This is a genomic window from Acinetobacter sp. BD54, assembly GCF_044778325.1.
Classification (GTDB): Bacteria; Pseudomonadota; Gammaproteobacteria; order Pseudomonadales; family Moraxellaceae; genus Acinetobacter; species Acinetobacter baumannii.
The window spans coordinates 223,424-242,535 of sequence record NZ_JANJEP010000001.1; the positions used below are offsets into that span (position 1 = coordinate 223,424).

Consider the following 19,112-nt stretch of genomic DNA (forward strand, 5'->3'; position numbering starts at 1 on the left):
TTCCTTAGTCCTTCTTCAAGTGTTTTTCAAGTAAAGCATAGCGTTCGTTTTCAATACGCTCAACTTCTGCAGCTGGAACATAGTAATCAACATTCTTAGTGAATGAGCTTACGATCAAGCTAACAACAGCTGCAACGAATGAAACAACAACGAGCCACCAAATATGCCAGATGAGTGCAAAGCCAAGAAGAGTAATGAACATTGCAATGACAAAACCAGCAGCACGGTCAGTCGGCATGTGGATGTCTTCATATTTAGTATTACGTGCGTATGCTACACCGTTTTCTTTGTCAGTCCAGAAACGGTCAATACCGCTTGCATCTGGTTCATGAGCAAAGTTATAGAATGGAGCAGGGGAAGAAGTAGCCCATTCAAGTGTACGAGCATCCCATGGATCGCCTGTGTAGTCCATGTTTTGGTGACGTTGTAAGAAACCAACGATGATTTGCATTAAGAAACATGCAATACCAATCGCAACAAGAACAGCACCGAATAATGCAATCGCAAGGTATGGGTCCCATTCAGGGTTGTCATATGTATTCAAACGACGAGTCATACCCATGAAACCAAGGATATAAAGTGGCATGAATGCAAAATAGAAACCGAAGAACCAGAACCAGAATGCAGCTTTACCCCATGCTTCATTGAGCTTCCAACCAAACATTTTTGGCCAGTAGTAAATGATGCCGGCAAACATACCAAACACCACACCACCGATAATTACGTTATGGAAGTGAGCGATCAAGAATAATGAGTTGTGTACAAGGAAGTCCGCAGGTGGAACAGCCATAAGTACACCAGTTAAACCACCGATACCGAATGTTACAAGGAAGCCAAGCGTCCATAACATTGGAGTAGTAAAGGTGATGCGACCTTTATACATGGTGAATAACCAAGAGAAGATTTTCACACCAGTAGGAATCGCAATAACCATGGTCATGATACCGAAGAATGCGTTAACGTTCGCACCAGCACCCATGGTGAAGAAGTGGTGAAGCCATACAACAAATGCTAATACAGTAATTGCAATTGTTGCATATACCATAGACTTGTAACCGAACAACGCTTTACGAGAGAAGGTTGCAACGATTTCTGAGTATAAACCAAATGCTGGTAATACCAAGATATATACTTCAGGGTGACCCCATGTCCAGATCAAGTTCACATAAAGCATTGGGCTACCGCCAAGCTCATTTGTGAAGAAATGGAAACCGAAGTAACGGTCTAATGTAAGCATCGCAAGAGTACCTGTTAATACAGGGAAAGATGCAATGATTAATACAGCCGTACAAAGTGAAGTCCACGTGAAAATAGGCATATCCATCAATTTCATGCCAGGCGCACGCATTTTGATGATGGTAACGAAGAAGTTAACACCAGATAAAAGCGTACCTAGACCAGAAACCTGAAGTGCCCAGATATAGTAGTCAACACCTACACCAGGAGAATATTGAATACCAGACAGAGGAGGGTAAGCCATCCAACCAGTCGCAGCAAATTCACCTAATACAAGTGAAAGCATCATTAAACCAGCAGCACCAGCGAATAACCAGAAGCTTAAAGAGTTTAATAATGGGAAAGCAACGTCACGAGCACCGATCTGTAAAGGTACAGAGATGTTCATCATACCTACAACTAGACCCATTGCTACGAAGAAGATCATGATTACACCATGTGCGGTGAAGATCTGGTCGTAATGGTCAGGATGTAAATAACCTTCACCACCGCCTTTAGCGAGGAAAAGTTGTAAACGCATCATGATCGCATCGGCGAAACCACGCAAAAGCATGACGACAGATACGATGATATACATGATACCAATCTTTTTATGGTCTACAGTTGTAAACCATTCTTTCCACAAATATCCCCATTTTTTGAAATAGGTGATACCGCCAAGCACAGCAATTGCACCAAGTGCCATAAAGACCATGGTGACAAGTACGATTGGCTCTGTCGGGATAGAGTCCCAACCCAATTTACCAAAAATCATATCCATGTCTTATTCCCCTTGAGCAGCGTGTTCAGCTGCAACATGAGTTTCTGCTGTTGTATGTGCAGCAGAGTGGTCAGCACCATGATAGTTACTCATATAGTGGTTGATAATTGTTTCAAACAATTTTGGTTCAACTGAAGAGTAATAAGTCACAGGGTGTGGCTTAGTCGGGAACGGTTTCATCGCTTCTGCTTTAGCAAGCGCTTCTTGATCACCAGCGGCTTTAGCACGATTTACTAAATGCTCGATTTGGTGCTTAGAACGATCGCCATCACGTAAGGTTGCCAATTCAGCTTGGTCAAGCGTAGTTTTTTGAACTGCTTCTGGGTTAATGGTTGTACCATTACCTGCTTTAACAGCCGCTACCCATTCGTTGAATTGTTGCTCTGTAACGCTATGCGCTTTGAAACGCATTTGAGAGAAACCATAGCCTGAGTAGTTAGAAGAGAAACCACGATATACACCAGTTTCATTTGCTAACAAATGAAGGTGAGTTTGCATACCTGCCATTGCATAAATCTGACCGCCTAACTGTGGAATGAAGAATGAGTTCATCGTGAAGTTAGAAGTGATTTTGAAACTTAACGGAGTTTTCTCTGGGAAACGTACTTCGTTAACAGTCGCAATGTTTTGTTCAGGATAAATAAAAATCCACTTGAACTGTTCAGCAATAACCTGAATAGTTAAAGGTGCTTTATCTGATTCTAAAGGACGGTATGGGTCATACTTGTGGGAACCCCACCAAGTTAACCAAGCTAAAATACCAATAATAATGACAGGAATACCCCATACTACAACTTCAATTGCAGTTGAGTGTGCCCATGTAGGTTTATAGTCTGCATCTTTATTTGACGCACGATATTTCCAACCAAACCATAATGCCATGATGATTGAAGGAATCACCACAAGTAACATTAAATAGATCGCAGTCATCATAAGGTCACTTTGACCTTGACCAACTGGACCTTTAGAGTTTAGAAGTACCATATCACCACCACACCCAGTCAAAAGTGCGGCAAGCGTTGATAAAGACAATACAGCTAAAATCGTTTGTCTCATTTTACAACCTCGGTGAAGAGTCCCATTCCCTAATTAAATATGGGATAGCGATTAAAGTGTCGCATGATTGAGAACGCTAGTCTTAAAAATTAGACTTCTCAATGATGTGACACCGCTACGTTGTAGGGCATTATGCCTCATATCGACAAACTAAGCTACACATAAAGTCGTCTGAAATAATTGTTTTAAAACCCGATTTTTTTTGTAGGGTATCTAATTTCAACAGAGCTTTTATTTAAATATCAACTCTCTATGGAAAAAAGGAGGCGAGGTGCCTCCTTTTTTTTAGACATTAAATGAATGAGTCATTTACTATCATTTGATCACTTTTGTTCTTGCAATTTTGTCATGTAGAGCTTGTCGCTTTTGTCCTAATGCAAAAGCATAGTCAATAATTGTACTAATAGGCATAAATAGTAAGTTTAATATAATGAAAACGACACTTCTTAGAAGGAAGATACGCGTTAAATTAACTTTACCATTGGTTTCGGCATCGACAATTCTAATTCCGACAATTTTTTTACCAATACTTTGCCCAAACTTAGTCAATAAAAATGCTTGAATAGCGAGCATTATGACGACATAAAGTAGCATTGTATGCCAAGCTTCTATAGGAATAAGGGTAAAAAGCTGCTGTTGGAGTTCAGCTGCTTTAGTTGATGCAACTTCTGCAGATTGCATCTGTTTTTGTAACTCAAAAAGTTGTTTATATTGAGCTTCATTAAAGAAAAAAGACGGAATAGCTGCAATAGGTAGCCAAAGTAATAAGTCAATAATTTTTGCAAGAGCACGAGACGAAATTGAAGCAAGCTCGTGTGTTTTAGTTTCTACACGAATGTGCTGAATGGTCTCATTATAAGGCGTATTTGTATTTGCTGAAAAAGCAGAATAACCAGTAGGTTGATATACAAGTTTACCTTGGGTTAATTCTCCTAAAGCTTTCCATTCTGTCATGCCTTCATGCCAAGCTAAATCAGTAAGCAAAACTTGTTGACTTGCCAACATTTGATTTAGTTGTTCTAAGGTATAAGGCCCAGCTTGTTGATTATTACGTGCCAAGTAAATTTGCATAAGTAAAAATTCTCTATTCTAAAGATGAAAAAAGACCCACGGATGGGTCTTTTTTTATAACAAATTAGATTTGCTTGATTTTTTCTTCAGCAAGGAAGAACCATGTGTCTAAAACCGAGTCAGGGTTAAGAGATACTGATTCAATGCCTTGCTCCATTAACCATTTTGCAAGGTCTGGGTGGTCTGATGGTCCTTGACCACAGATACCGACATATTTACCCGCTTTACGACAAGCATGAATTGCCATAGAAAGGAGAGCTTTTACAGCAGCATCACGCTCATCGAACAAGTGAGAAACAATACCAGAGTCACGGTCAAGACCAAGTGTTAACTGAGTTAAGTCGTTAGAACCGATAGAGAAGCCATCGAAGTGTTCAAGGAATTGTTCAGCTAACAATGCATTAGTTGGTAATTCACACATCATGATGACTTTTAAGCCATTCTCACCACGCTTCAAGCCATTTTGAGCTAATAACTCAATAACGCGTTTCGCTTCAGACACTGTACGTACGAATGGGATCATGATTTGGATGTTAGTTAAACCCATTTCATCACGAACTTTTTTAAGTGCGCGACATTCAAGTTCGAAACAGTCACGGAAATTGTCCGAAACATAACGGCTTGCGCCACGGAAGCCAAGCATTGGGTTTTCTTCTTCTGGCTCGTATAACTTACCGCCAATAAGATTCGCATATTCATTTGACTTAAAGTCAGACATACGAACAATAACTGGTTTATCAGCAAATGCTGCTGCAAGTGTAGCAATACCTTCAACTAGTTTTTCAACATAGAATTCTACAGGTGATGCATAACCAGCTGTACGGGTCATTACCGCTGCACGAGTTTCGCGAGGCAAACTTTCAATGTTCAGAAGAGCTTTAGGGTGAACACCGATCATACGGTTAATAATGAACTCTAGACGAGCAAGTCCAATACCTTCGTTTGGAATTTGAGCAAAGTCAAAGGCACGGTCAGGGTTACCTACGTTCATCATGATTTTGAATGAAAGTTTAGGCATAGATTCGATAGAGTTACGTTGAACTTCAAAATCTAACGCGCCTTCGTAGATGAAACCAGTGTCGCCTTCAGCACAAGAAACAGTAACTTCTTGACCGTCAGTCAATACTTCAGTTGCGTTACCACAACCTACGATTGCTGGTACGCCAAGTTCACGGGCAATAATTGCAGCGTGACAAGTACGGCCACCACGGTTAGTAATGATGGCAGCAGCACGTTTCATTACTGGTTCCCAATCTGGGTCAGTCATGTCTGATACAAGTACGTCACCGTCTTGTACTTTGTCCATTTCTTTAATTGAGTTAACAATACGGACTTTACCAGAACCAATACGTTGACCGATTGAACGGCCTTCACAAAGTACAGTACCTTTTTGCTTGAGTAGGTAGCGTTCCATGGTGCCGACATTTTGACGGCTCTTTACAGTTTCAGGACGAGCTTGAACAATATAGATTTGACCATCATCACCATCTTTTGCCCACTCGATATCCATTGGAGCGCCATAGTGCTTTTCGATAATAAGCGCTTGTTTCGCTAACTCTTGTAACTCGTGATCATTCAACGCGAATTGTTGACGTTCTTGTTTTTCAACGTCTACAACTACAACAGATTTACCCGCTGAACCTTCTTCACCATAAATCATTTTCTGGTGCTTAGAACCAAGGTTACGGCGTAATACCGCATGTTTACCTGCATTTAATAATGGTTTAGAAAGATAGAATTCATCCGGGTTAACGGCACCTTGTACAACCATTTCACCTAAACCGTAAGATGCAGTAATAAATACAACATCACGGAAGCCAGACTCAGTATCAAGGGTAAACATTACGCCTGCAGCGCCAGTTTCAGAGCGAACCATACGTTGAACACCAGCAGAAAGCGCAACTAGACTGTGTTCAAAACCTTGGTGAACGCGATATGCAATAGCACGGTCATTAAATAATGATGCAAATACTTCTTTTACAGCAATTAATACGTTATCAATACCGCGAATATTCAAGAAAGTTTCTTGCTGACCGGCGAACGATGCATCCGGTAAGTCTTCTGCAGTAGCAGACGAACGAACAGCAACAGCAATATCTGGGTTACCATTTGAAAGTGCAGCAAATGCTTCACGAATTTCTTGTTCTAAGCCAGGTGTAAGTGGAGTCTCTACAATCCATTGACGAATTTTAGCGCCAGTTTCTGCTAAGGCATTTACATCGTCAACGTTAAGCTCTGCAAGTTCTGCTTGAATTCGAGCGTTAAGACCGCTTTGGTCTAAGAACTCACGATAGGCATCAGCAGTTGTTGCAAAACCACCAGGTACCGATACACCAGCATTTGATAAATGGCTGATCATTTCACCCAAAGATGAGTTTTTCCCACCTACGAGTTCGACATCGTGTTTCCCTAATTTTTCTAGACCGATTACGCGCGCTTCCAAAGTTTTCACTCCACTTTTGCAGTATTAATGTCTATCTTGGCATGAAATTAAAAAATAAAGTGCTTAGTTGAGAATTTTACTAAGCGACAGTCATGTAAGATCAGTTTACTATAAAGATTATATAGCACTAAGACAAATGTTTAAGGAGAATTTTAATGTCAGAAAGTAAACAATTTAAGCGGAGTGTTTTTTTTATTTCTGATGGAACTGCGATTACTGCCGAGACCCTTGGACATTCGTTATTAGCTCAATTTCCTAACGTAGATTTTGATATTCACATCATGCCTTATATCACCACTGAAGAGGCCGCAATGGCAGTGGTGGTCGAGATTAACAAGTGTCAGACCAGAGATGGTTGCCTGCCATTAGTATTTGATACTTTGGTCGATCCGCATGTGCGAGAAATTATTAATACGGCTAAAGCGGTTAATCTGGATGTGTTTGAAGGGTTAATTAGTAAGCTGGAACAGGAGCTTGGAACCCCGCCTACAACTTTAGTCGGACAGACTCATGCCGTGACCGATTCGGAGTATTACAAGGCCCGGATTGATGCTGTTCATTTTGCGCTTGATAATGATGATGGAGCACGTACCCGCCATTATGACAAAGCTGATTTAATTTTAATTGGCGTGTCTCGTTCCGGTAAAACACCGACTTCTATTTATCTATCTTTGCAATTTGGTATCCGTGTTGCTAACTATCCTTTAACCGAAGAAGATTTAGATGATAATCGTTTACCGGCAGTTTTAAGAGAGCACCGCAGTAAATTATTTGGTTTGATGATTGATGCAGAGCGCTTGGTTGCCATTCGAAGTGAACGTAAAGCGAATAGCCGATATGCAAGTTTTAGCCAGTGTCAGATGGAGTTGCGAGCTATTGAAGGTATTTATATTTCTGAGGGAATTAAATACTTAAATGTTACCGAAATGTCGATTGAAGAAATTTCTACTCGTATTTTACAAATGACAGGTTTAAAACGTCGTATTGGTTAATTAAGTCAATTATTTATTTTAACCATTCAATTTAAACTTTATTAATATGATTAAATTGAATGGTTTTAAATATAAAACAAATTAAAAATAAAAGTTTTAAATATAAAACCATTTATATAAAAATGTTTTTGATTGGTTAATGTTAAGTGTATTTTGTGCAAATTAAATATATTCAAAAAGAATAATTTTGAAAAGAAATGTATATAAAAGAATAATCTATATTTTTATAAATGATTGTTTTTAGATAGCTTTTAAAAAAACAAATACTTTTTTTCTCCATATTTATCATTTGTGATTAAAGTTGCTAGTTATTTGATTATTGTGATGTATGTCACATTTTTAACTATACTTTCCTATCTCGATATGGGACTATTCGATTCTCAAAATGCTAAAGAAATGTGTTTTTTCATTGGTCTATCTCTTGCCAATTCATTTATACGCTGCTCAGGTTGATGTATTGCGTGAGCAAGCTATTCAAAATTATAGAGCAGGACAAACTCAACAAGCTGTATCTCAACTAGATCAATTGCTAAATAAATACCCGCATGATCAAAAGCTGCTTGCTGATTATCTGTTTATTATGTCAAGTGAAAAAAGGGATCTTACGAATTTTTCACGGTTTTTGGTAAATATTAATTATGTAGACTTTCCAGAATATGCAAAGTTACCTTTAATTCAAAATTTTCGTGATTTTAAGCATTTTAAAACTGCAATTGACTGGTCAAATAAGTTCAATATTCAAAAGTCAGTTGATGGGCGTATTTTATTATCGGTTTTGTATGCTGAAGCTCAAGATGTAGCGAATGCTAAAGATCAGTTGTCGAAGATCGATATTAAAGGTTTAACTGCTGATCAGTTGGTACGGGTTGCATATGCTTATCGTTTAATAAATTTACCAGTAGATGCTTTAGCTACAGTTGAGCATGCTTATCAACAACAACCAAAATCCTCATCCGTTTTACAAGAATATGTTTACGATCTAATTGCTATTGGCTCATATAAAAAGGCGCAGCAATTACTGCAAGCGAGCGAAAAAACTGAACAAACAGTGCAAATGTTAAAGACTTTACAAGTTAGTGAGTTTTCTCAACATATCAACAATGCAATTGCTCGATATAAATATTTAAATCGCGAAGGTCTATCCGATGCCGAAAGCTTTGCTGAATTAGATAAAGTGCTGGAGCAAGGACAAAAAATGCATCAGCAAATGAATCCTTCCGATCCTAATTACTTACGGTTTTATTACGATTATTTATATGGATTAGATTTTAGAGGGCGTTCAAAAGCGGTTATAGAGAATTTTACCCAGTTGAATATTCCACTCGAAAAATTACCGGCATATGTACGTCATGCAATTGCGGATAGTTATTTGGCGGAGCAAAAACCGAAACAGGCCGAGTTTGCTTATAAAACGCTTTTAACCGAAAAGAATTATCCGGATATGACCGTTTATACGGGACTGTATTATTCTTATATTGAACAAGAAAAATATAAGGAAGCTGAACAACTTCTCGCTGAAGTTGATCGGCTTATTCCGACTTATAAATATAGTCAGGCTAAGGGTGTAGATAAAACCAGTCATCCTGATCGTGATGATTATATTGCTTTACAAGGAATGCATTTAGCCTACGCTAATCATCTGGATCAAGCTGAAAAGCATTTTCAAAAAAAAGTAGAGCAGGCGCCTGCGAATGAGAGCCTGATTAATAATCTTGCGCGTGTAGAACGTTGGAGAGAAAAACCGCTAGAGGCAAAAAAAACAATTTCCCGGTTAAATGGTATAGATCCGATTGCTAAAGACACCCGCATTAATGAAATGCAAAATGCTCAAGCTTTAGGTGATATTCCGACATGGCGAAAAATCACACAAAACTTAGTGCAATATTACCCTGATGATAGTGGGGTCATTAAAAGTCGTAAAGAATTAGAAGATCGTAATAGAGCCACAATTTCACACTCAACCACTTGGGGGCAAAGTAAGGCCGACGGTCGCGATACTGTAAGTGGGCAGAATGGTTTAAAAGACCGTGAAATGGAAACGCGTCTTAATAGCCCTTGGATTAAGGATAATTATCGTTTATTCGCTTGGCATCAAGATCGTTATGGTGAGTACCGTTTTGGCGATGTGCATGACCAGCGTTATGGGGTCGGAGCAGAATGGCAGGCGAACCGTAAGGCGTTGGCGGCAATTGTGTCGCAAAGTACGGATGGTGGACAAGCAGGAGTCCGTCTTGATTGGTCCCAATGGCTAAATGACCACTGGCAGTATCAATTGCAATATAACAGTCAGGCTGACATTCCTCTACAAGCCCTTGATGCAGGGGAAGATGGTCAATCTTACCGAGCTGCTGTCACATGGCAAAAAGATGAATCTCGCCAGATTGGCGCGAGTTACGGTTTAACTGATATTAGTGATGGTAACAAACAACAAGAATTTTCAACATTTTGGCGTGAAAGACTATTCGACGCACCTCATCATATTACGTATGGCACTGTTCGAGGTTTCTACGGTACTAACAGCCAAGATCAAACAGCTTATTTTAGTCCAAGTTCACATTACAGCGCTGAGTTGAACTTAAGTCATGATTGGGTGACTTGGCGTGAATATGAGCGTTCATTTAAACAGCATTTTGAAGCGGGTGTAGGCCTTTATAAACAGGCCGATTACTCTGCTAAACCCACTTACTCTTTGCAATATCAACATCAATGGCAGCTATCCCGGACATGGCAGCTCAATTATGGAATTGGTTGGCAATACCATCCTTACGATGGACATGATGAACAACATACCTACGGTATTTTTGGATTTGAAGGGCGTTTTTAATGAATAATTTATTGTCGAAAATGTTGGGCTGTGCCTTGGTCTCAACATTGTTGCCGCTGCAATTTGCATATGCCCAGATAGAAAAAGATTTACCAAAAAATCATACGGTTTCTTTAACCTTTCATGATGTGAGAGATGATGTCTTAAAAGAAGGTGATCGGGATATTTATGCAATCCAAACGAAAAATTTAGCACAGTTCTTTGACTGGTTAAGTCAATCTGACTGGAAACCAATTCGCTTAAAAGATATTGAAGAAGCACGTAAACAAGGTAAGGAATTACCTCATAATTCTATTTTGTTAACTTTCGATGATGGCGCTTTAAGTAGTTATAGCCGTGTATTTCCATTACTTAAGCAATATCAGATTCCGGCAGTATTTGCACTTCCGACCAGTTGGCTAAATGGGAATACACAAGCTGGTTATGAAGCTTATGGGCAAGGAAATCTAGTCAATTGGAAGCAAGTGCGAGAAATGCAAGCTTCGGGCTTAGCCGAGTTTGCAAGTCATAGTGATGATTTGCATCATGGAGTATTGGCTAATCCTCAAGGGAATGAACAGCCTGCTGCGACTTCTTACGCGTATTTAAAATCCCAAAAGCGTTATGAGACGGATGTGGAATATCAACAACGTATTTTGCAGGACTTAAAAAAATCATACGCCGTTTTAAAGAAAGAAGTGGGTGTTGAACCTAAGGCAATTATTTGGCCTTATGGTGCTGTGAATGAGCAATTAGAAAAATTGTCTCAAGAAGCAGGCTTTATTTTTTCTTTCAGTTTAGGGCGTGATGGAATGAATAGAGTGAGTGACTCGACTTTTAAACGTAGTTTAGTCACTAATAATCCTACAGCTGAGCAGTTAACAGAGGGTATGATCAATATTCTCAACTTTGAAGAATTAGATTTATTTAAGCAACCTCGCCACTTTGTGAGTATGGACTTAAAACAGTTAGCTGCTTCAACTAATACTCAGTCAGATGAGAAACTAGGGTTATTGTTATCCAAGCTTTATAGCTTAAAAAATAACACATTGATATTGAAACCTTTAGATGATCAAGATGGCGATGGGCAGTATGACATTGCTTATTTCCCAACAACGCAACTAAGCGTTCAGCAAGATATTTTGAACCGAACTTTATGGCAGGCACAAACTCGTGCCGGACAGTCGGTTATTTTAGAGTTGCCTGTATATCCTCAAAAAAATAAACCGTTTTTGGTGGTAGATTTAGCGAAAGATATCGCACGTTTCAATAGTAATTTAAGTGGTATTCAACTTAATGCTGGAACCACTTTAAATTGTGCTATGCAAAGCACAACAATAAAAGAAAATGCCTGTGCCGACCAATTAAAACAGCTCACATATGTGAGCCAGCTTACTCAAAAGGCTGTGAAGCCTTATTTAAACATGAGTAATCAGGCTCAGTTTAGTTTATTGCTTACACCTGATTTTGAACATATCGAAAATTTACCAATGCTTTTAAAAACGCTGTTATCCCAACATGATTTAGTAAATCTTAAGTTCAATATAGTGGGTAAGCAAAAACAGTTTAATCACGTATTAGCAATTTTAAATACGCTTGATGCGAAATATAAACAGCGCATTATGCTGACTTTATCATTACCCGAAAATAGTCAGCAAAATGCCTGGCAAGAAGTGAAACAAGGTCTTTTCAATATTCAGCGCATAGGTATTCAGAAATTTGGTATTGATGGCTATACCAATGAAAACTCAAAAAATGTTCATGAATATTTATATAACCCGATTAGCTTGAATTCGAGTTCGGTCATATATCAACCCTTTGCAGGTCTCGCGACTGAGGGGAAAAAGTAATGAAAGTATTACTCGATATCTTATTTGCTTTTGCCTTTTTATATCCGTTGTTGATGGCTTGGACATGGATGGTAGGAGGTCTCTGGTTTTTCTTTAAAAGGGAATATCATGAGCAGCAACTGCCTGAGCCATTAAGTGAAGGGTGCAGTATTATTATTCCTTGCTTTAATGAAGAAGCTCAGGTCCGACAAACGATTCGTTATGCCTTACAAACAAAATATCCGAATTTTGAAGTCATTGCTGTAAATGACGGAAGTAGTGATAGCACTGCCGAAATTCTTGATGAACTGGCAGCTCAAGATGCCCGATTACGAGTTGTGCACCTGGCAGAAAACCAAGGTAAGGCCGTAGCTTTAAGATCGGGAGTGTTAGTAAGTAAATACGAATATCTAGTTTGTATTGACGGAGATGCTTTATTACATCCTCATGCAGTACTTTGGCTTATGCAGCCTTTTTTAAATTTTCCAAGAATTGGTGCTGTAACTGGGAATCCTAGAATTTTAAATCGCTCAAGTATTTTAGGTAAATTACAAGTTGGCGAGTTCTCTTCAATTATTGGCTTGATTAAGCGCGCACAAAGAACATATGGCCGTATTTTTACAGTATCAGGTGTAATTGCAGCATTTAGAAAGACCGCTTTGGTTCGCGTGGGCTTTTGGTCTGATGACAAAATTACGGAAGATATTGATATCTCTTGGAAGCTCCAAATGGACCATTGGGACATTCAATATATTCCTCAAGCACTTTGTTATATCTATATGCCGGAAACCTTTAAAGGCCTTTGGAAACAGCGTTTACGCTGGGCACAAGGTGGGGTAGAGGTATTATTAGAATATATTCCGAAAATGTTCAAACTCCGCTTGCGCCGTATGTGGCCGGTAATGCTCGAAGCTTTAATCAGTATTATTTGGTCATATGTGATGATTATGATTTTTATTCTATTTTTTGTGGGATTGTTTGTGGATTTACCGCAACAATTTCAAATTAATTCACTCATGCCGCAGTGGTATGGCGTGATATTAGGTGGAACATGTCTTGTCCAATTTCTAGTAAGTTTATGGATAGACCATCGTTATGATCGTGGTCGGCTTTTTAGAAATTATTTTTGGGTAATTTGGTATCCATTATTTTTCTGGTTACTGACGTTATTTACCAGTGTTGTTGCAGTACCCAAAACAATATTTAACACCAAAAAACGTGCTCGTTGGGTAAGCCCTGATCGAGGCTTCCGTGGAGATCATTCATGAAAAATGATTCAAATATCGACGTAGAAGTTTTAGATATACCTGAATATATTGATCAGCCTGAATATGTGAAAAATAAAACTGCAAACTATACGTTACAAACAATAGGTTGGTTTTGTTTAATGTGGCTGCTTTTTCCACTCGTTTCATTATTTTTATGGATTTTTGAAGGGCATCTCATCTATGACTATGTGTGGGTAGATCATGTTTCAGAAGTGAAAACTTTATTGCATTTACTTCTGTTAATAGGTCTAAGCGCGCTCATTTTAATTTTATGGGCAAGTTATAACTGGCTTAGATTTCATGGGGATGATCGCCGCAGCAAAGCTCCGAATAGCTCTGTTGAGTTGCTGGCCTCACAATTTATGGTCAGTACCGAATCATTATCAGAATTACAAAAGTCTCAGCGCATCATCTTACATTATGATGAGCAGGGGTATTTAACTCAATATGATTTGAAATGAGTGAAAAAAAGCATGGTCTATCAGCCATGCTTTTTTATTTTTAAGGAGTAGTTCTGATAATGATATCAACGGGTCGTTGAGTGCCATCCATACTATAAATGGCTGTATCGGTAACTTTTACAATCGGCCAAGTTTGTAGTTTGCAATTTGGTCTTTGCAGTGCCGTATAGTAGCTATCCGATTTAAAAAATGTTTTATTGGCCCGTGCGGTATTGGGCGTCAAAAGTCGTTTAAGCCATGTTTCATTTACTTGGGTTTCAAGAAAACGTAAAGCTAAGATGCTTTTAACACGATTGTTAAATAACCTCCGGTTCTTGGCAATAAGTGGATGAGTAATTAATCGATGTATACCGATTTGACTGTGAGGTAAAATAAAGTGAGGCGTAATTTGAAATACCGTTACAAATTTTGCCTGTTGGCAGATTTTTTCTAAATGCGTTACGGTCTCCTGATCCGTTCCAATAATGGCTACATTTAAATGAGAAAAATCAAATTCTTTAAGTTTATTTGATGGCAGAATTTTACCAGTGAAGGCTTCAAAATCCTCAACTGTATTTTGAAAAATAGCTGATTTAGCGACATTATTTTTAAGATCAATACTCATTTTCCAAAAGTCCTTTTGGTTTTCATTTATGATGATTTTTATCGTTTTAATATAAATAACCAAGCAAGGAGTCTGGGTAAAGTATTTTCAGATAGGTGGTTATCTCATGCTTGATATAGATTCAAACATGAGATGTCGCGTATATATTAATTACCTGATTTTACTTGCATTAATTGGGTGAAACTATCTAAGCGTTTAACTGTGTCGTATACATCACAAGTAAAAATAAACTCATCGACTTCATAAGTGTCCAGAAGTTTTTGCAGACCCGAACGTACTGTTTCAACTGAACCGATTTGCGCCATCGTATAGAAGTTTTCAACAGAAAGTTGTTCTGCCGTGTTCCATAATCCCTGCATAGATGTAACTGGTGGCTTAAGTTTGAGGCTTTCCCCACGAATTAATCCTAATACACGTTGATAAGCACTTGTTGCCAAGAACTGTGCCTCTTCATCTGTGCTTGCAACGACAACTGGAACACCCATTGAAACGTAAGGTTTATCTAGATATTCAGAAGGCTCGAAATTCTCACGATAAAGTTCAATGGCTTGACCAAGCATACGTGGTGCAAAATGTGATGCAAATGAGTAGGGTAAACCAAGTTTTGCAGCCAACTGGGCACTAAATAAGCTTGAACCTAACAGCCAGACAGGTACATGAGTATTTTGTCCAGGTGTCGCAATAATCTTTTGGCCCACTTGAGGTGCTTTGAAATATTGCAAGATTTCTACAACATCTCTCGGGAACTGATCTTCTGTTTCCTGATGTCCGCGGCGTAAGGCACGCATGGTGACCTGATCTGTACCTGGAGCGCGACCTAAACCTAACTCAATACGGTCTGGATATAAAGTAGCTAATGTACCGAATTGTTCTGCAACCACTAAGGGAGCATGGTTTGGCAGCATGATCCCGCCTGAACCTAAACGAATGCGCTGGGTATGAGCCGCGATAAAACCAAGTAAAACAGCTGTTGCCGAACTCGCAATTCCATCCATATTATGATGTTCTGCAAGCCAAAAACGGTCATAACCTAACTTTTCTGCATGTTGGGCAAGCTCTAGTGCATGACGTAATGAAAACTCAATAGTTTTATCATCACGTATAGGGGCAAGCTCCAAAATTGAAAATTTAGTATCTTGAAGTGATCGCATGCGATATTCTCGGAAAACGTTATATCGAAATAATACGATATAAAGAAGCCAATGTATATCGTTTTTTTTCGATATGGCTTTCTTCCTAAAATAAAAAAGCACCACTAGGGTGCTTTTTTAGATTGATATATAAATTAACGATGTTTGTACCAACCACGGTGTAAACCGTTGTCATGACGGTAGTTACCACCTCTGTAATAGCGGCGATCACCATCATAATATCTACGGTCATCACGATCATAACGACGGTCATAACGGTCATCATAGTTACGATCTTGGGCAACTTTACGACCTAGAGCAGAACCACCAGCGGCACCAACTGCTGCACCGATATATCCGCCATTTGTACCGCCCATGTTTTTACCAACGGTGTAACCTGCGCCACCGCCTAAAGCACCACCAATAGCCGCTTCTGTACGGTTACGGCGGTCACTTGCTGCTGCTGCACCACCAGCACCACCTAAAGCTGCACCAATTGTTGCACCTGATGTACCGCCGATACTTTTACCGATTGCTGTTCCTACTACACTACCTAGAGCAGAAGTTGCCGCTACACGGGTACCATTATCTGCATGAGCAACTGTAACCATAGATGTTGTTGCGATTAATGCACTTGCTAACCAAACATTCATTTTCATTGTGGAACTCCATGCTCTTTTCAATAACGAGCAATCTTTATGTCTTGAGCTAAATGTAATTAAAAATTTCGAGAAAATTATGAAGAAGGCACATGCTGATACGATAGTTTTGTGTCTGCTTTGTATTGTTTCTATTAATATGTGGATAAACTATGAGCAACTATCTTGGAAACCAAAATTTTTGGTTATAAAAAAACACCCGAAGGTGTTTTTAAGCCGATTTCATCACGGTAATTAGTGACGATGATGACGATGTTTTTTCTTCCAATACTTAGAAGAACGATCTGCATCACGGTCTTTAGAAATTTTATTACCTAAAGCAGAACCACCAGCTGCACCTAAAGCAGCACCGATGTAACCACCGTTTGTACCACCCATGCTTTTACCAACAGTATAACCTGCACCGCCACCTAAACCACCACCAATTGCAGATTCTGTACGGTGACGACGGTCACTTGCAACTGCTGCACCACCAGCACCACCTAAAGCAGCACCAATTGTTGCGCCAGATGTACCACCCATGCTTTTACCAATTGCAGTGCCAGCGATACTACCTAAAGCAGAAGCTGCTGCTACATGAGTTGTGTTGTCAGCATGTGCTACAGTTACCATAGAAGTAGCTAAAACAGCACTACATAATAAAGCATTTAATTTCATCATTTACTCCGTGTCCCAAGTTACAGGACCTTAATATCTTTCGTTACGGCAAATGTAACAAAACACTTCTCTTTAAATGTGGAGAACCTTCATTCGATTATTGGAGTTTAGTGTCTTCTTTGTATGCTTTCTATTAAAATAGAATATTTACTATTCAACTAGAAAAATTAAATACCATTTACATATATTCAGTTTAGCTAGTCATCATTTGAACATAAGAAATCAATTAAAGCTCGGGTAGCAGAGGACATGTGTTTATGCTGCGCATATAACAAAGAAAAAGGACGTGTATGACCTGCATATGTAGTAAGTATAGGTTGTAGTTTTCCTTGTTGAATTTTTTCATTAACAATAAAGTCGTAACTTTGACATATACCTAGCCCACTTTCAGCAAGAGTTACCACACCCACAATATCTTCTTTTACTAAAATTCGATTTGTTGGTATCCATTGAATTTCCTCATTATCATTTTTTAAAAACCATGGGGTTATTTTGCCGTTACTGGGCAATTCAAAGGCAATACATTGATGATGTTTTAATTCTTCCAAATTTTTTGGAATACCCATGCGTTTCAAATAAGCAGGTGAGGCAACAAGTTTTAAAGGTGCTTGCTCTAAAGGCCTAGCAATAAGGGTGCTGTTAGGAAGTTTTCCTTGACGGATGGCTAAATCAAAACCCTCAGCAATTAAGTCAACGTTTCGATTAGAAATACTAATTTCAATTTGAATGTCCGGATATTTCAAAAGAAATTTTTCTAATAAGGGTGGTAGACGATAGTGTCCATAAGTCGTAGGTACACTTAATTTAATTTTTCCAGAAATTTGTAGTTGTTCACCTTGAACCACGCGTTCAGCATGGTCAATTAACTGAAAAGCATGTTGCATTTTTTCATAGTAAAGCTGGCCTGCTTCGGTCAGACTTAAATGACGAGTAGTTCTTCTAAAAAACTGGATACCTAATTTTTTCTCGAGTCTTGTAATTGTTCTACTAATGACCGAAGGCGTTGTAGATAAATCAATTGCAGCTGCACTAATAGAAAGCTTTTCAGCCACAATTAAAAACACTTCAACATCGGCAAGATGGTCAAATTGGCGAGACATTTTGTCCTCAAACGCAAAAAAGATTTGTGAAATGAGTTGTTTTTCTACCTCTGGGGTAAAAATAGAATATATCCATCCCAGTTATAAATCCAGCAAATGCTTGGAATGAAGGTCGAATAATGAAGAAGTTAAATAAAATAATGGTTGCAATGATTGCAGCTTCGGCAGCATTAAGTGCAAATGCCGCTCATGTATTGGTTGTATTGTCTGATGAAGGACAGTTAGAGCTAAAGAATAAGCAGGTTTTTAAAACGGGCTTTTATCTTAATGAGTTGATGCAGCCTACAAAAATGCTTTTAGATGCAGGGCATACCGTAACATTTGCCACTCCAAAGGGGAAAGCTCCAACGTTAGATGAGTCATCAAATAATGCAATGTATTTTAATCAAGATGAAAAAGCATTAAAGCAGTATGCAGACTTATTGCATGATCTAAAGTTAACTTCTGCTCAAGATTCTCCTGTTGTAAGTCTGGCGCGTATTGAGCAAATTGGTATAGATCAATTTGATGCTATTTATATTCCAGGCGGACATGCGCCTATGCAAGACCTATTAAAAGATAAACAGCTTGGTAAAGTTCTCACGGCTTTTCATAATGCAGGAAAGCCTACAGCTTTGGTTTGTCATGGTCCTATAGCCCTGATGTCAACTTTACCTCATGCTGCGGAAGCCGTTAAGCAATTTGAACAAGGTAAAAAAGTTAAAACTGGAGAATGGATTTATAAAAATTATCAGATGACAGTAATTAGCAATCAAGAAGAAGAGCAAGCGAAGAGCTTATTAAAAGGTGGTGAGATGAAGTTCTATCCACAAACTGCATTAGAGTCACTTGGAGCAAAATATCAAAGCAATACGAAAGCTTGGTCGCCAAATGTAGTGGTGGATCGTGAACTTATTACTGGACAAAATCCAGCTTCGGCTGTTCTTGTCGGTAAAACTTTATTAGAAAAATTAAAATAACTATAAAGGTTAAAGAGACTTTATAAATAAAGTCTCTTTTATTATATGGATTTGGAAAGTTAACGTTTTAAAGGATTACATATG

General features: G+C 38.7%; 15 protein-coding genes. 6 read left to right on the top strand and 9 right to left on the bottom strand.

From position 1 onward, the window contains the following. Positions 1-4 precede the first annotated feature (4 nt). From cyoB to ppsA, 4 genes are all read right to left on the bottom strand, one after another. Positions 5-1,996 carry a cytochrome o ubiquinol oxidase subunit I gene (gene cyoB, locus NQ782_RS01170; RefSeq protein ID WP_000367186.1) on the bottom strand — a complete coding sequence of 664 codons (1,992 nt, stop codon included), beginning with the start codon at positions 1,994-1,996 and terminating at the stop codon, positions 5-7. 3 nt (positions 1,997-1,999) lie between these two features. Further along, positions 2,000-3,052 carry a ubiquinol oxidase subunit II gene (gene cyoA, locus NQ782_RS01175; RefSeq protein ID WP_001250044.1) on the bottom strand — a complete coding sequence of 351 codons (1,053 nt, stop codon included), beginning with the start codon at positions 3,050-3,052 and terminating at the stop codon, positions 2,000-2,002. Positions 3,053-3,367: 315 nt separating this feature from the next. Then, a complete protein-coding gene (locus NQ782_RS01180) occupies positions 3,368-4,123 on the bottom strand; it encodes an RDD family protein (protein WP_001167811.1) in 756 nt (251 codons plus the stop codon). A 64-nt stretch (positions 4,124-4,187) separates the two neighbouring features. Further along, the gene (gene ppsA / locus NQ782_RS01185) at positions 4,188-6,575 is read right to left on the bottom strand and encodes a phosphoenolpyruvate synthase (protein ID WP_000853480.1); all 2,388 of its coding nucleotides are present in this window, start codon (positions 6,573-6,575) and stop codon (positions 4,188-4,190) included. A 146-nt stretch (positions 6,576-6,721) separates the two neighbouring features. Here ppsA and NQ782_RS01190 point away from each other — a divergent pair, with 146 nt between their 5' ends. From NQ782_RS01190 to pgaD, 5 genes are all read left to right on the top strand, one after another. After that, complete coding sequence (locus tag NQ782_RS01190; RefSeq protein ID WP_000004354.1) at positions 6,722-7,558, top strand: pyruvate, water dikinase regulatory protein; 837 nt, start codon at positions 6,722-6,724, stop codon at positions 7,556-7,558. A 385-nt stretch (positions 7,559-7,943) separates the two neighbouring features. Next, complete coding sequence (pgaA, locus tag NQ782_RS01195; protein ID WP_005109883.1) at positions 7,944-10,382, top strand: poly-beta-1,6 N-acetyl-D-glucosamine exporter porin PgaA; 2,439 nt, start codon at positions 7,944-7,946, stop codon at positions 10,380-10,382. Next, on the top strand, positions 10,382-12,211 hold the full coding sequence (gene pgaB, locus NQ782_RS01200) for a poly-beta-1,6-N-acetyl-D-glucosamine N-deacetylase PgaB (protein WP_005109884.1): 1,830 nt from the start codon (positions 10,382-10,384) through the stop codon (positions 12,209-12,211). The genes pgaA and pgaB overlap by 1 nt, the downstream gene beginning before the upstream one ends. Continuing rightward, positions 12,211-13,458, top strand: coding sequence for a poly-beta-1,6-N-acetyl-D-glucosamine synthase (pgaC, locus tag NQ782_RS01205; RefSeq protein ID WP_057092848.1), 1,248 nt, complete (start codon positions 12,211-12,213; stop codon positions 13,456-13,458). Before pgaB ends, pgaC begins: the two co-directional genes overlap by 1 nt. Then, complete coding sequence (gene pgaD, locus NQ782_RS01210) at positions 13,455-13,919, top strand: poly-beta-1,6-N-acetyl-D-glucosamine biosynthesis protein PgaD (RefSeq protein WP_057092846.1); 465 nt, start codon at positions 13,455-13,457, stop codon at positions 13,917-13,919. The genes pgaC and pgaD overlap by 4 nt, the downstream gene beginning before the upstream one ends. 40 nt (positions 13,920-13,959) lie before the next feature. Here the strand turns inward: pgaD and NQ782_RS01215 are convergent, their stop codons facing one another. The 5 genes from NQ782_RS01215 to NQ782_RS01235 all read right to left on the bottom strand — a co-directional run bounded on the left by NQ782_RS01215 (position 13,960) and on the right by NQ782_RS01235 (position 18,069). Further along, positions 13,960-14,523 carry a hypothetical protein gene (locus tag NQ782_RS01215; RefSeq protein WP_000020760.1) on the bottom strand — a complete coding sequence of 188 codons (564 nt, stop codon included), beginning with the start codon at positions 14,521-14,523 and terminating at the stop codon, positions 13,960-13,962. A 146-nt stretch (positions 14,524-14,669) separates the two neighbouring features. Further along, positions 14,670-15,674, bottom strand: a complete 1,005-nt coding sequence (locus NQ782_RS01220; protein WP_023896495.1) for an LLM class flavin-dependent oxidoreductase — start codon at positions 15,672-15,674, stop codon at positions 14,670-14,672. A 134-nt stretch (positions 15,675-15,808) separates the two neighbouring features. Next, positions 15,809-16,312 carry a hypothetical protein gene (locus NQ782_RS01225; protein WP_000783724.1) on the bottom strand — a complete coding sequence of 168 codons (504 nt, stop codon included), beginning with the start codon at positions 16,310-16,312 and terminating at the stop codon, positions 15,809-15,811. 234 nt (positions 16,313-16,546) lie between these two features. Then, positions 16,547-16,969 (bottom strand): glycine zipper domain-containing protein, encoded by a 423-nt coding sequence (locus NQ782_RS01230; protein WP_000772605.1) that lies wholly within the window; start codon positions 16,967-16,969, stop codon positions 16,547-16,549. 197 nt (positions 16,970-17,166) lie between these two features. Next, positions 17,167-18,069 carry a LysR family transcriptional regulator gene (locus tag NQ782_RS01235; protein WP_057092844.1) on the bottom strand — a complete coding sequence of 301 codons (903 nt, stop codon included), beginning with the start codon at positions 18,067-18,069 and terminating at the stop codon, positions 17,167-17,169. A 119-nt stretch (positions 18,070-18,188) separates the two neighbouring features. Between NQ782_RS01235 and NQ782_RS01240 the strand changes: the two genes are divergently transcribed. Beyond that, positions 18,189-19,028 carry a type 1 glutamine amidotransferase domain-containing protein gene (locus tag NQ782_RS01240; protein WP_057092841.1) on the top strand — a complete coding sequence of 280 codons (840 nt, stop codon included), beginning with the start codon at positions 18,189-18,191 and terminating at the stop codon, positions 19,026-19,028. Positions 19,029-19,112: the final 84 nt, after the last annotated feature.

Excerpts from the sequence above, each read along its gene's own strand:
- cyoB (WP_000367186.1), bottom strand. The coding sequence starts at position 1,996 with ATGGATATGATTTTTGGTAAATTGGGTTGGGACTCTATCCCGACAGAG.
- cyoA (WP_001250044.1), bottom strand. The coding sequence starts at position 3,052 with ATGAGACAAACGATTTTAGCTGTATTGTCTTTATCAACGCTTGCCGCA.
- NQ782_RS01180 (WP_001167811.1), bottom strand. The coding sequence starts at position 4,123 with ATGCAAATTTACTTGGCACGTAATAATCAACAAGCTGGGCCTTATACC.
- NQ782_RS01190 (WP_000004354.1), top strand. The coding sequence starts at position 6,722 with ATGTCAGAAAGTAAACAATTTAAGCGGAGTGTTTTTTTTATTTCTGAT.
- pgaA (WP_005109883.1), top strand. The coding sequence starts at position 7,944 with ATGCTAAAGAAATGTGTTTTTTCATTGGTCTATCTCTTGCCAATTCAT.
- pgaB (WP_005109884.1), top strand. The coding sequence starts at position 10,382 with ATGAATAATTTATTGTCGAAAATGTTGGGCTGTGCCTTGGTCTCAACA.
- pgaC (WP_057092848.1), top strand. The coding sequence starts at position 12,211 with ATGAAAGTATTACTCGATATCTTATTTGCTTTTGCCTTTTTATATCCG.
- pgaD (WP_057092846.1), top strand. The coding sequence starts at position 13,455 with ATGAAAAATGATTCAAATATCGACGTAGAAGTTTTAGATATACCTGAA.
- NQ782_RS01215 (WP_000020760.1), bottom strand. The coding sequence starts at position 14,523 with ATGAGTATTGATCTTAAAAATAATGTCGCTAAATCAGCTATTTTTCAA.
- NQ782_RS01220 (WP_023896495.1), bottom strand. The coding sequence starts at position 15,674 with ATGCGATCACTTCAAGATACTAAATTTTCAATTTTGGAGCTTGCCCCT.
- NQ782_RS01225 (WP_000783724.1), bottom strand. The coding sequence starts at position 16,312 with ATGAAAATGAATGTTTGGTTAGCAAGTGCATTAATCGCAACAACATCT.
- NQ782_RS01230 (WP_000772605.1), bottom strand. The coding sequence starts at position 16,969 with ATGAAATTAAATGCTTTATTATGTAGTGCTGTTTTAGCTACTTCTATG.
- NQ782_RS01235 (WP_057092844.1), bottom strand. The coding sequence starts at position 18,069 with ATGTCTCGCCAATTTGACCATCTTGCCGATGTTGAAGTGTTTTTAATT.
- NQ782_RS01240 (WP_057092841.1), top strand. The coding sequence starts at position 18,189 with ATGAAGAAGTTAAATAAAATAATGGTTGCAATGATTGCAGCTTCGGCA.